Genomic DNA, 12,585 nt, shown 5'->3' on the forward strand with positions numbered 1-12,585 from the left:
AGCTCCTGTGCATGTTTGCACATATAACGATAAGATGAGTTTTTTTGTGACATCTACTCTAAATTTCTAAAATACTCCATCTTGCTGTCGATAAATCCGTCATCAAAATCAGCTGCTCCGATTAACTCAGATTCACTGAAGCATAAGCTAAAGAGCCAAAGCTGTCTAAGCGCTACGAATATCGGAACCGCTTGAATATCATTTTCGCCTATAGATCTGATTTCTCTGTATCCGCAAATAAATGCATCCCAAAGACGTTCAACCTCTTCTTTATCGTGCCTGCTATGAATTTCTCTTGCCAGTCTAAACTCCGCAATGTCATAAGCTCGCCAGCCATAACCGCAAATATCAAAATCATAATGCGTCAATGTCCCATTTTCCGTAAAAGCGACATTCGTATTGCCATGCAAATCCCCATGACAAATTCCAAAGTCCAGTCCTGCTTTCAGATGGATGTTAAGCTGATCTTTTAAGCGCATAACCAGCTCATATAGAAATTGATAATCCTCTTTCCGATTTTCCATATGTTGCTTAATTATGCGAAGCGGATTGTCTATCAAATGCTCCAAATCGAGCTCTCCCCTTGTGTGTTCAGAGGTGAAATCGTCGGCAGCTTGATGAATTTGAGCAACGGATGCGCCAAATAGACGACTGTCTTCTGGATGCTGCATTCGCTTTTCTTGACCATCAGCAAAACTAAACATTACTCCAAACTTTACACCCTCAGGGACCAAAAACTCATTAATAAATGTGCCGTCATTTTTCTCAATCGGTACGGACACGCTTATCCCTTTTGCATGAAGATCGTTTAATAAATCTAACTCAAAAGCAATCTCTGATTGGTTTCTCCGGTCCGCTCGGTACACTCTAAATATGTATTTGCCTTGCTCCGTCTCTAAAATATAAGTATCGTTCATCCCTCTCAGAAAATAGTGCAGACGAGCGGGTTCATGAATGCCATAGTGGACTTTAATATGCGACAATAACGCTTCGGTTGATAATAGCGAGTATGCTACAGGAAATAAATGCAAGGGTACCTCATCCTTTTTCATTATCTATTTTATATCGTGAATTCATCCTAGCTGTTTGCAAATGATGAATCTATTCCATTCCACTATAACAAATTATTTGTGCCCGATCTGGTAGAGAATTACTATGATTAATTTTGCCCGCTTTATTGATGCGGCTGGGACACATGAAGTAGCTCATAATAGCAGCAATGAATACACTACATACAAGAAGCGCGACAGGCAGACCTCAAAGGAGGAATCCACTTGGATGTATGGAATCAAAGCTATGAGCAGCTCATCTTCCTCCAGGATCGTTCTATTGGTTTAAAGGCAATTATTGCAATAGACAGCACAAAGCTTGGTCCTTCCCTCGGCGGTTGCCGGTTTTGGCAATATGCCAGCGATGAAGCTGCTGTCCTCGATGCGCTGCGGCTAGCGCAGGGAATGACCTATAAATCAGCGATCTCAGGTTTGCCATTTGGCGGCGGCAAAGCTGTCATTCTAAGCCAACCCGGTCAAAGCTCGCGGGAAATATTGTTTCGGGCGCTAGGCCAGCATATTCAAAACCTGCAAGGAAGCTATATTACCGGTATGGATCTGGGTACAGATGTATCGGATATGGACTGGGTTCGCCTCGAGACACCCTATGTGACTGATGTATCAGGTTCGCTCGGAGCAGTAAATGATTTTACAGCTAAAATGACCGCATACGGCGTTTTCCTTGGCATTCAGGCCTCTCTCAAAACGGTTTACGGTTCCGAAAATATGCAGCAAAAAATCATTGCCGTTCAAGGATTAGGCAAAGTAGGTTATCAGCTATGCCGCTATTTAAAGCATGCGGGCGCAGAGCTCGTTGTAACGGACGTTGATTCAAAACGAGTGAAGAAGGTTGTCGAGGAGTTTGGGGCAATGCCTTGCAAGCCAAACGTCATTATGCGCATACCTTGTGATGTCTTCTCGCCATGTGCCTTAGGTGGCATCCTAAATGATTTTACATTAGGCCAGCTAGACTGCAGCATTGTTGCTGGGGCAGCGAACAATCAATTAGCCGAAAGCTGCCATGGCGAGAAGCTTCATGAGCTTGGCATTTTGTATGCACCGGATTATGTGATTAACGCAGGCGGCATCATCGTAACCTCTGTTGAGCTTATTGGCGGGGATGCTGCGACAGCACAGCAAAAGGTTGAGAAAATAAATGGTATACTGATGAACGTATTTCAAGCAGCTGACGAACATGGAATTTCAACCGCAGCAGCAGCCAATCGAATTGTGGAGCAATTGCTTAAGGGCTGAATAACCACTCGATCGAAAAAAGGGGATGTATCGAAAGTAGATTTCTCTACTTCCGGCACATCCCCTTATTATTCATTATTGCGGTGTCCAGCTTAAACTGCTGGAGGAGTGAAGGAACGTCCAGCGAACTCAGCATCAAGCATATAGAATGCATTGCTATCCTTGTCGATGCGTTTCAGCTTATGGATAATGTTATCAAACAACGCCTCTTCTTCAACCTGCTCATCGATAAACCATTTGAGGAAGTTGATCGTTGCATGCTCGCGATCGTTGATCGCAAGGTCAGATAAATTATAGAAACGTTTTGTATTTTGCTGCTCATGTCCGTAGCCTTGCTCGAAAGTGTCCAAAATGGAAGAGTATTCGTTATTCGGCTCTCCAAGAGCAGACAGCGTAGCACGACGACCACGGTCATTCAGAAACTTGTATATTTTCATTGCATGAAACCGTTCTTCCTCAGCCTGTACAATGAAGAAGTTAGCGAAACCATCAAGACTTTCACCTGAACAGTAAGCCGCCATTGCCAGATACACATGCGCTGAATAAAATTCAAAATTCATCTGTTCATTTAATGCTTCTGCTAATCCATCATTCATGCTTATGCACCTCAGCTTTCCTAGATTGTACTTATTCTAACATAAAAATAAAGAACGGCAAATGCCGTTCTTGTTAATTTATTGAAATTTAAGCTACCCGATCATTTTTTTCAATCGCTTATAGAGCTTCTCTGCGGACGGCGCGCTAACCGTCTTCGACTTGACCACGACGAAGCACTCTAGCTTGCAGGTTTTGCAATCGCCAAGGCAATCACTTTTTTTCTGCTTAATATCCGGATATCGATTTTTCATCGCCTTATAAACCGGCTCCAAACCGTTCTTGAGATTCCGTTTGCAATACTTAATCTTCTTCATAAGATACACCCCGCAGCGCAACGAAGGATTTGCTTCCTATTTGATGATAATGATTATCATCCCCGTTGTCAACTGCCGTTTTTGAGAACCTCTAACCCTTTAATCAGCTGACTGTCCTCGCGTCCAAGCTTCTCGCGTAGACGCTCCAGCAGCTTATACCCCGTTTTGTCATTGAAACTGCCCGTAGCCTCCAGCTTCTCGGCTTTTTGGAACTTAGTTAATGCTGCTGCTGTTTGTTTATCGAACATGCCTTCTTGTCCTGTAGGAGAATAACCGAGCTCCTTCAGCATCATCTGCAGCGTCTTTACATCCTCGCCATAGCTGCCTATCTTCATATGTGTACCAATCGCAAGCGGTCTTAGTTTCGTATATTCGGGAAGGGCTACTGCAAAATCCGGTGAAACGCCTGTTTTGTTAATCCAAGTGCCGCCCGGCGTCTTCCACTGCGCTTCCGTTAAGCTTAAGACAGAACCGTCCTTAAACTGATTAAAAGCTTGTACAACACCTTTGCCATACGTTTTTTCACCGACAACTGTTGCTCCCGCTGATTCCTTTAACGCAGCCGTCAGCACCTCGCTCGCGCTTGCAGATTGTCCATTCACGAGTACTACAATCGGCACTTTCCATTCCTTCTTCTGATCAGACTTATACGAAATCGTTTGCCGCTCATTTTTGTACACGACATTCAAAATAACCTTGTTTTTCGGTATAAGCTTGCTCGCAATCTTAATGGTTGGCTGCAGCAATCCCCCTGGATTGGATCGCATATCCAGCAACAATCCCTTAAGAGGCTGCTTCGCCTGCAGCTCCGTAATTGCAGCTTCGAATTCATCCGCAGTTTTCTCAGCGAAACGGCTAATCGTAACATGCCCGATACCGCCTTCAAGAAGCTCAGACGTTACCGTATGTACTGGAATAGCTTCCCGCTTCAGCTTTAATGTTATCGGCTCAACTTGATTCGGGCGCTGAATCTGCAGCGAGACTGATGTTCCTTCCTTGCCTCTAACAAGGCCAAGCAGCTCCTCAAACGTCTTTCCAGCCAGCTTCTGATTATCTACCGAGAGAATGATATCGCCCGTCAGTAAGCCGCCTCGCTCGGCTGGAGCTCCCTTCGTGAGCCCGGTAATGATGAACATGCCTTCCTCTTCGCGCAATTCAGCACCAATTCCATATATTTCTCCCTCATAGGACTGGGTATAGGCACTGCCCTTTTCCTCAGCCAAATACCGGGAATACGGGTCCTCAAGCGAGCCAACCATGCCTGCAATTGCGCCATTAATCAGCTTCTTCGGCTCAGCACCGTTTAAGTAGTCATTCATAATTTTGTTGTATGAAACCGTAAATTGCTTAAAGGTCGGCTCCTTGATCATCGGATACTGATTCCCCATCCAGAAAAACCCTATTGCAAAGCCAAGAGCAGTAAATAATACAGCTCCCATGACGCAGAGAGTCAGAAATCTTTGTTTTGCTGCCGCTGATGTAAAATAGTTCATCTGTTCATCTCCTCAAAAGTTTTACGAAGTAAAACTTACTTCGTAAGCATAAGCCTAGTCTTGAATGTCTGGATCATTTTAGCTACAATCAACCTAATCAAAGCGTAAACGGCTATCGCCGACCTTGGCGGCGTATGCAATCGTTTCGCTGCGAAATATAAGCCTAGTTATACATTTGAAACTTATAACTTCTTATATTTTTAAATATAGAGAGCTGGAGAGGAGCTTCACCGCTAGTATGTATAAACTTATCGCGATTGATGTTGACGACACGTTATTAACGGATGACCTAACCGTAACGGAAGGCACGAAGCGTGCCATGGAAGCTGCTATTGCCCAAGGTGTAACGGTTACACTGGCAACAGGCCGCATGTTTGCTTCCGCTCAAAAAATTGCTAAGCAAATTGAACTCAATGTTCCTATTATTACCTATCAAGGGGCACTCGTCAAAACACTGCTTGATGGACAAGTCCTGTATGAAAGAAACGTACCGATTGATGCGGCTAAAGAGCTTCACGCTTTCGCTGAAGAGAACGGCTTGCACCTGCAGCTTTACGTTGACGATGAGCTTTACAGCACTCATGACAATGACAAAATCAAAGCTTATTCTAAGCTTGCCAATATCCCTTACAAAATAGAGCCTGACTTCAACAAATTGCTCGACTTTCCGATGAACAAAATGCTTATTATCGATGATCCGGCTCGCCTCGATGAAATCGCTGAGCAGCTTAAGCCTCTAATCGGTGATCGCGTGCATATTACTAAATCCAAAGCGCACTATTTAGAGTTCATGCATAAGGAAGGCACTAAAGGACATGCACTGAAATTTATGGCCGAGCATCTTGGCTGTACAATGGACCAAACAATCGCCCTTGGCGATGCATGGAATGATAATGAAATGATTATCGCTGCCGGACTTGGTGTAGCAATGGGCAACGCCATTCAATCTCTGAAGGACATTGCAGACTATGTAACGTTGTCGAATAACGAGGAAGGCGTTCGCCACGTTATTGAGAAATTTGTGCTTAACGTCACTGAATAACAAGCAAGGAGGCGACTGCATTTATGAATTGTCCCCTTTGCAATGGGCCAAACGATTGTGCTATGGAAGAAAACAATGCAGCGAAAGATTGCTGGTGCTTCCAGAAATCATTTCCCAGCACGCTTTTAGAGGCCGTTCCTGAGGAGCTCAAAAACAAAGCCTGCATCTGCCGAAATTGCTTAAGCAAAGCAGCGGAAGAACAAAATTAAGAAGCTGTCTCTGGAAGGTAATCACCTTTTAGAAACAGCTTCTTTTTTTAAAGCTTGCTTATCGCGCTGGCACAAAAAAACGTTCTTCCACAGCACTTGCAGACAACGGCTTGCTAAAATAATAGCCCTGAATCTTTCTGCACGAATTGTCTGTTAAAATATCCAGCTGATCCTTCGTTTCAATTCCCTCCGCAATAACTTCCATATTCAAATGCATAGCCATCGCAATGATCGTTGAAACGATGGCTCTATCATCGCTGTTATTTGTAATATCACGGATGAAGGAGCGATCTATTTTAACTTTTTGAATCGGGAACATTTTCAAATAACTGAGCGAGCTGTAGCCTGTCCCAAAATCATCTAAGCTAATGCGAATACCATATTCATTCAACTGATTCAAAATACTGCTGGACAATGCAGCGTCCATCATCATGCTCTCTGTTATTTCCAGCTCTAAATATTTCGGCTCCAATCCCGTTTCCTGCAGTATAGCCATAATATAATCCGCAAGTTTAGGCTGATGGAATTGTTGCGAAGATAAGTTGACGGATATAGGGATAAGCGGCCCTCCCTGTACATGCCACATCCGCATTTGTTTGCAGGCTTCGCGCAGTACCCATGTTCCCATTTCATAAATGAGACCGGTCTCCTCGGCAAGCGGTATAAAGACGCCTGGACTTAGTAGCCCCCTAGTTGGATGCTGCCAGCGTACAAGCGCCTCCATACCAATCATCGCACGATCCTCTGTTCGGATTTGCGGCTGGTAATGGAGCAGCAGTTCCCCTCGTTCGATCGCTTTTCGAAGATCGCCCTCTAATTCGATTTTTTCTTGCAGCACTCGGTCGAGCTCGCCAGTGAAAAATTGATAATCGTTTTTACCTTTTTTCTTCACCTCATACATCGCTGTATCGGCATTTTTGAGCAGCTGTACAGCATCCAGTCCATGGCTAGGGAACAGGGCAATTCCGATACTTGCGGACACATAAAAATCACTGTCCTTTAATCGATACGGTGCTTGGATGCAGCTGATGATCTGTTCCGCTAACCGCTTAATCGTGTCTTGCGTTTCATAATTGCGGCACAGCAGCGTAAACTCGTCTCCGCCCATGCGAGCAAGCATAACGTCTTGCCCTGCGATAGCTTGTTGAATGCGTCCGCTAACTTCCTGCAAAAACTGATCGCCGACCATATGCCCGAGTGAATCATTTATGATTTTAAAACGGTCGATATCAAGCACCATTACAGCAAAATGTGAATCGCTTGTACTGCTCAGTTCTATGGTCTCTGCAATCGCTTGATTAAATTTGCGACGATTCGGCAAACCTGTCAATTCATCATGAAAGGCTAAATGATTGACTTTCAGCTGTGCCCGCTTCTCAGCGGTTATATCTTTAAAAATAATATAGCTGCCTACGACTTCACCATCCACAACAACCGGTACATTAGCTACGTTGAGCTCAATTCTCATACCGTCAGCACGGATGATGGCGGTTTCGTGATTCAAAGTCTCCCCCTTAAAGGATCTTTGAAACATCTGTTTCACACGTTCTTGATCTTCATGCACAATAATCCCGCTTAACGAGGATATCGATTGATGCATAACCTGCTTGCTGCTGAAACCTGTTATCTTCAAAGCATTCGTATTATGGCTAGTCACACGGTACTGCAAATCAACAGACACGATGCCATCCTGGCTATTTTCGTATAAGGACTTGTACCATTTTTCATTTTGTTCAATTTCTGAGTCCTTATGGGCAAATCGCTTCGATATATAGATCCCAAACAAAGATAATCCAAGTGTAAAAAATATACCTAACGCAATAATGTAGGCCAGCCACGTTTGGTCCAAAATAACGCCAAGAAACAAAGCAGTCTTATTGCTGGTATGAAAATTAGCTGCGATCATTCCCGTATAATGCATGCCAACTATCGCAGCCCCCATAATAGCGCCGCTTCCAAGCTTTTTCCACCATTGTCCTTTCTGTCTATCCTTACGGAAATAAAACGATAGCCAAAGAGCTGTAATGGATGCGACAAACGCAATAAAAATAGAGAGCATAACGATAATCGGATTATAGGTTATATGTATAAGCATTGCAGACATGCCAACATAGTGCATGATCGTAATGCCTGTGGCAAGCAATAATCCGCCAGCTAGCAATTGCGATCTCGAAAGTTCACTACGGCCGACAACATACAGCGCAGTAAAAGCCGCTCCAATCGCTGCAATTACCGAAATAAGCACGATAACCAAATCATATTTTATAGGGAAAGGAAGCTTTAACGCGAGCATGCCGACAAAATGCATCGACCAGATTCCCATCCCCATAGAAGCCGCTCCAAACATCAGCCAGCTTAGCTTTGTGCTTCCTTTGGAGGTGCTCACTCTTCCTGCAAGATCCAGTGCTGTATATGAAGCCATGACTGCTATAATATAAGAGAAAATAACTAATAAACTATCATAGGTTCCATGAACATGCTCCATTAAATCCCCTCTATTCTATGTAAGATGTTTATCTGCGAGAGCATTCTTATATTATACAATAATGTTTTGAAACATTTTTGAAAATTTCGATGACGGCTAGACATGCAACGACCGCATAACTAAACAAAAAAGAGCCTCTCCCACATAGTGGAGAAGCCCTTCTTATAACCTTTATGAAGTTAAGATACAGCTTTATTTCTCCGTTTGCATTGGCCCTTGCTGCATGACTTATAGTTGCCTGTAAAATCAAGCCGATGATCCGTCACTTTAAAGCCATACTCCCGTTCAATTCGCTGCTCAAGCTCGAGCAGCCAATCCTCTTTAATTTCTGTCAGCGAGCCGCATTCATCGCATATTAGATGATGGTGCATATGCTCATGATCCTCACCGCGAAGGTCATAGCGGGCTACACCATCCCCGAAATTCATTTTTTCAACAACATGAAGCTCAGCGAGCAGTTCGAGTGTCCGATATACAGTCGCTAGACCGATATCAGAGTTTTTCTGCTTTACGAGCATGAAGACACCTTCTGCACTCAAGTGATCCATTTCGTTCTCAAGCAGCACTCGCAATATAATCTCACGCTGAGTTGTCAGTTTATATCCGTTCGCCATCAAATGTCGATTTATTCGATCCGTTTCTGCTGTGATGTTTAACATGCAAAGCTACCTCCTTTTATTGAAAAGCCAGTACATGAATGCATTCCACTTTATGTAAAGGCTTACTTTTAGAATGATTATAATTTAATGGTAGTATACTTTTGCGAAATTAGCAAATACCATATATTAATAAGTGTTTAACCATACTCCTTGACACAAAAATCGTATTTCGAGTATGATACAAAAATAGTTATTCGTAACAATTACAAATAAAAGGAGAGAACAAAATGAAAAGTGGCATACATCCCGTTTACCATCAAGTATTGTTTTTTGATGTGAGCAGCGGCTACAAATTTTTGACGGGCTCAACCAAATCGTCCAATGAAAAAATGGAATGGGAAGACGGGAATAGCTACCCGGTCATTCGCGTAGATACAAGCTCCGCTTCGCATCCTTTTTATACAGGTAAACAACGCAATACCGATAAAGGCGGACGAGTTGACCGCTTCAACCAACGATTCCAACAAAAGAAATAAAAAAATAGTAATAATAATAGCTCCAAACAGAACCGTTCAATGCGGCAATCTGTAAGGAGCTTCTTTCGTTTCTTATTTCAGCAGACAGACTACAGCACCGTAGAAATGCCACCATCAATATTTACAGACGTACCCGTTACGAAAGATGCGGCTTCCGAAACGAGAAAACCGATAACATTTGCTGCTTCCGACGCCCTGCCAATTCGACCCAAAGGTATCCCATGGCGCTTGTCCGCTGAGAATTCATCCCAGCTAAGCTCAGGGCTCGCAGCTTGCCACATCCGCTCGATTTGTGCGCTGCGAATCAGCCCGATGCAAACTGCATTTACACGAATTTGATCCACAGCCAGATCCTTGCTCATCGCTTTGGTCAGTGCAAGGCCTGCGGCGCGGCTAACGGAGGTTGGGAGAGAGGAAGCACCCGGCGTTTTCCCGCCTATAGCTGTCACGTTGACGATAGCTCCTCCACCTGCTTTACGCATATATGGAAGTACCGCACGCGCAAAATGAACTGCTCCGAGCAGCTTCAAATCGAGGTCCGCTGTCCATGCATCAGTCTCCACCTTCTCAAAAGGCTGCGCCGCAGAAACTCCTGCGTTATTCACAAGAATGTTGACACCGCCAAAGTGTGCTGCCGTTTGCTCAACCGCTCTTGCGGCATCTTCCGGCCGACTTACATCCGCGCTGATTGCCAACGCTTCTTTGCCTGTTCGTTCCTTTATAAGTGCTGCCGCGCTGCGCAGAGACTCCTCCTCCCGTGCAACAATGGCTACCTCAGCACCTTCCTCTGCCAGCAGCAATGCTGTTGCTAGTCCAATTCCTTTGCTCCCGCCTGTAATGAGTGCGATTTTTCCTTTTAGCCCAAGCTCCATCTATAACTCCTCCTTCTATGCTGCTTGATCGTTTAAACTTTACTTCCCAACTGCTTTGATTACCTTTTGTACCTCATGGTTTATATCAATTTCTGAATGAGCAGGTAAATTTACAATAAAAATACCGCCAAACACTTGCTGCGACTTGCCTTGGCACTCTCGAATTTTATTTTTTAATAGTTTAAGCTCTAATGAATAGATAACTTCTTTGCTTAGCAGCCAATTATGCCTGGTGAACGTTGATTTCTCTATCGTTTCTATGTACATGGATACATCCTTGAATGCTCTTACGCGAATAACGTCTCCAAAAGCAACATTTTCAGTAAATACAGGATTCTCCTCAATGCGATACAGGTCATCACCCAGTTGTACAACGTCCAGTATCTCGACCTCTTGACCTACACCATCGAAGCAAAGATGTAACGGAATAAAATCTTGAATGCTTCTCACCTCTATGTTTATTTTCAGTGATGGCTCTTACCATTCACTCTAGCTAATATCCACATTCGTATAATGCTCCACCGATGGAAATGGATCATAGAAATGATGCAGCAGACTTTTCCACTCCAAATATTCCGCCGATCCGCGAAAGCCAACGGTATGATCCTCCAGCGTTTCCCATCTTACAAGCAATATATATTTATTATTCTCTTCTAAGCATTTCTGAAGTTCATGACTGACATAACCGTTCATGCTAGAGATAATTTTTGATGCGGCTTTGAAATTGCTTTCAAATTGTTCGGACAGCCCTGCCTTAACCTGCAATGAAGCAACCTCTAATATCATGACAGCAACTCCTTGTTTTATATCTAGTTTTAGCAATAGCCTTGCAATCCTAATTATGATGTTATGTATATATTATAAGTGGTACTGCAAATAAGGCAAAGAGTAAATCAAATGATAGAATATCTTGTTTTCCAAACTGTCTAATCGCTCCATGTGTCCATAATTTTCAGAGCGAGTTCAATTTAATCGATTCTTCCCCTACAAATTGCGGCATCATTTACCGAAATCACCTGCGACCTTTACTCTTAATCCGTATTTTCCGTCATGATCCGACATTTGTATTTGACTATTATTTCATAAAAAAAAGCCCCAGAGAGTGGTCTCTGAGACTTCAATCGTATCCCTAAGTAGCTGGCTCCTCTTTAGGAGCGCATTTTTGAATAAGCGAGATTTGGCCTGCATGGATGCCGGTATGGTACATTAAACGGCCAACAGCCTCAAGCGGCGTTGAGGGGCCGATCGGACAGTCCACGATTTGATGCCATTTCTCCTCTGGAAGCTCTTTCATTGCATCCATAAGATGATTGTTGGAGGATTCAAGCAGCTCAATAAGCTCCTGTAAATTATCGTAGGTTGCTTTGCTCCCAGCAGCACCTCTGCTTGTAGAGATCTGCAATCCCTCCGGCATGCCTTTCCCGAAGAACCAGTCTGCGAACATATATTCAACCTCAGCGTTATGTCGAAGCATATAGCCAATGGAGGATGCTCCAAGCTGTAAAGACAAATCCTGCTCCGGCAATGCTTTGACCGTTTTGTGGAATCTTTCTTGAATAGCACGCCAAATAGGCAGTACTGTTGTGATCGTCATAATAGCGTCCGCTCCTCTGCTCTTATTAAGCTTTCTTCGCTTGTGCATGCCCATCTCTTGCAACATGCTCAAATTTCTCGCCTGACAAGTCGATATCGTAAGCCTGACCGAAGCCTGCTACATAACGACCTTCCGAAGCCGTCAGCTCAAACAAAGAGAAATCGAGGCCGCGAAGCATGCCTATCATGTTTTTGCCGAAGGTTTGCTCAAACCGTTCAAATATCTCAATATGCCCTTCATTGCCGATATTAACCGCATTACAAACGAAGCGAGCACGCTGCCTAGCAAATAAATTTGTAGTCTGCGACTCATCCTCCAGCAGCATAACGTCCACTGATGGATTGGCTTCCATGTACCGGAAATGATGAGCGATTCTGCTAATATAAATGTAGAGCTTTCCGTTGAACTTCACAAAGGGAGCATAGGAAACAAAAGGTTTTCCCTCATCGTCGATTGTACCGAGCACGACAGATTTCAAGCTTTCCGTAAAATTCAAATAATTCACCTTAATCATTTCAATATCCATCGCCTTCATTCGTCA

15 protein-coding genes are annotated in these 12,585 nt (G+C 43.8%); 4 read left to right on the top strand and 11 right to left on the bottom strand.

Going from position 1 to position 12,585, the window contains the following annotated elements; all coding sequences use genetic code 11:
* Nucleotides 1–53: 53 nt before the first annotated feature.
* Nucleotides 54–1,052, bottom strand: coding sequence for a phosphotransferase enzyme family protein (locus tag AB4Z50_RS12525; RefSeq protein WP_441879243.1), 999 nt, complete (start codon nt 1,050–1,052; stop codon nt 54–56).
* Nucleotides 1,053–1,274: 222 nt separating this feature from the next.
* On the opposite strand from AB4Z50_RS12525, the gene AB4Z50_RS12530 reads away from it, so the two are divergent.
* Complete coding sequence (locus tag AB4Z50_RS12530) at nt 1,275–2,303, top strand: Leu/Phe/Val dehydrogenase (RefSeq protein ID WP_441879245.1); 1,029 nt, start codon at nt 1,275–1,277, stop codon at nt 2,301–2,303.
* Between the two features lie 92 nt (nt 2,304–2,395).
* On the opposite strand, the gene AB4Z50_RS12535 is transcribed toward AB4Z50_RS12530, so the two are convergent.
* The 3 genes from AB4Z50_RS12535 to AB4Z50_RS12545 all read right to left on the bottom strand — a co-directional run bounded on the left by AB4Z50_RS12535 (nt 2,396) and on the right by AB4Z50_RS12545 (nt 4,707).
* Complete coding sequence (locus tag AB4Z50_RS12535; RefSeq protein WP_076268034.1) at nt 2,396–2,899, bottom strand: ferritin; 504 nt, start codon at nt 2,897–2,899, stop codon at nt 2,396–2,398.
* A gap of 93 nt (nt 2,900–2,992) precedes the next feature.
* Nucleotides 2,993–3,214 (bottom strand): DUF1450 domain-containing protein, encoded by a 222-nt coding sequence (locus tag AB4Z50_RS12540; RefSeq protein ID WP_076268035.1) that lies wholly within the window; start codon nt 3,212–3,214, stop codon nt 2,993–2,995.
* A gap of 68 nt (nt 3,215–3,282) precedes the next feature.
* On the bottom strand, nt 3,283–4,707 hold the full coding sequence (locus tag AB4Z50_RS12545) for a S41 family peptidase (protein ID WP_441879248.1): 1,425 nt from the start codon (nt 4,705–4,707) through the stop codon (nt 3,283–3,285).
* A gap of 238 nt (nt 4,708–4,945) precedes the next feature.
* On the opposite strand from AB4Z50_RS12545, the gene AB4Z50_RS12550 reads away from it, so the two are divergent.
* Together AB4Z50_RS12550 and AB4Z50_RS12555 are read left to right on the top strand one after the other, a co-directional pair.
* Complete coding sequence (locus AB4Z50_RS12550; protein WP_076268037.1) at nt 4,946–5,749, top strand: Cof-type HAD-IIB family hydrolase; 804 nt, start codon at nt 4,946–4,948, stop codon at nt 5,747–5,749.
* Nucleotides 5,750–5,772: 23 nt separating this feature from the next.
* Nucleotides 5,773–5,958, top strand: coding sequence for a cysteine-rich CWC family protein (locus AB4Z50_RS12555; RefSeq protein ID WP_441879250.1), 186 nt, complete (start codon nt 5,773–5,775; stop codon nt 5,956–5,958).
* A 58-nt stretch (nt 5,959–6,016) separates the two neighbouring features.
* Here the strand turns inward: AB4Z50_RS12555 and AB4Z50_RS12560 are convergent, their stop codons facing one another.
* Together AB4Z50_RS12560 and fur are read right to left on the bottom strand one after the other, a co-directional pair.
* Nucleotides 6,017–8,443 carry a bifunctional diguanylate cyclase/phosphodiesterase gene (locus AB4Z50_RS12560; protein WP_441879252.1) on the bottom strand — a complete coding sequence of 809 codons (2,427 nt, stop codon included), beginning with the start codon at nt 8,441–8,443 and terminating at the stop codon, nt 6,017–6,019.
* A 179-nt stretch (nt 8,444–8,622) separates the two neighbouring features.
* Complete coding sequence (gene fur / locus AB4Z50_RS12565; RefSeq protein ID WP_339207536.1) at nt 8,623–9,102, bottom strand: ferric iron uptake transcriptional regulator; 480 nt, start codon at nt 9,100–9,102, stop codon at nt 8,623–8,625.
* Between the two features lie 227 nt (nt 9,103–9,329).
* Between fur and AB4Z50_RS12570 the strand changes: the two genes are divergently transcribed.
* Nucleotides 9,330–9,578 (top strand): type B 50S ribosomal protein L31, encoded by a 249-nt coding sequence (locus AB4Z50_RS12570; RefSeq protein WP_076268041.1) that lies wholly within the window; start codon nt 9,330–9,332, stop codon nt 9,576–9,578.
* 89 nt (nt 9,579–9,667) lie between these two features.
* Here the strand turns inward: AB4Z50_RS12570 and AB4Z50_RS12575 are convergent, their stop codons facing one another.
* The 5 genes from AB4Z50_RS12575 to AB4Z50_RS12595 form a co-directional block, all read right to left on the bottom strand.
* A complete protein-coding gene (locus AB4Z50_RS12575; RefSeq protein ID WP_441879255.1) occupies nt 9,668–10,450 on the bottom strand; it encodes an SDR family NAD(P)-dependent oxidoreductase in 783 nt (260 codons plus the stop codon).
* A gap of 39 nt (nt 10,451–10,489) precedes the next feature.
* A complete protein-coding gene (locus AB4Z50_RS12580) occupies nt 10,490–10,900 on the bottom strand; it encodes a DUF4265 domain-containing protein (protein ID WP_076268043.1) in 411 nt (136 codons plus the stop codon).
* Nucleotides 10,901–10,939: 39 nt separating this feature from the next.
* Nucleotides 10,940–11,236 carry an antibiotic biosynthesis monooxygenase family protein gene (locus AB4Z50_RS12585; RefSeq protein WP_441879258.1) on the bottom strand — a complete coding sequence of 99 codons (297 nt, stop codon included), beginning with the start codon at nt 11,234–11,236 and terminating at the stop codon, nt 10,940–10,942.
* Between the two features lie 343 nt (nt 11,237–11,579).
* Nucleotides 11,580–12,110: a DinB family protein gene (locus tag AB4Z50_RS12590; RefSeq protein WP_441879260.1), complete on the bottom strand. Its 531-nt coding sequence runs from the start codon at nt 12,108–12,110 to the stop codon at nt 11,580–11,582.
* On the bottom strand, nt 12,070–12,579 hold the full coding sequence (locus AB4Z50_RS12595; protein ID WP_430057455.1) for a HugZ family protein: 510 nt from the start codon (nt 12,577–12,579) through the stop codon (nt 12,070–12,072). The genes AB4Z50_RS12590 and AB4Z50_RS12595 overlap by 41 nt, the downstream gene beginning before the upstream one ends.
* Nucleotides 12,580–12,585: the final 6 nt, after the last annotated feature.

The sequence above is a fragment of the Paenibacillus sp. 2TAB26 genome (assembly GCF_052115145.1).
Classification (GTDB): domain Bacteria; phylum Bacillota; class Bacilli; order Paenibacillales; family Paenibacillaceae; genus Pristimantibacillus.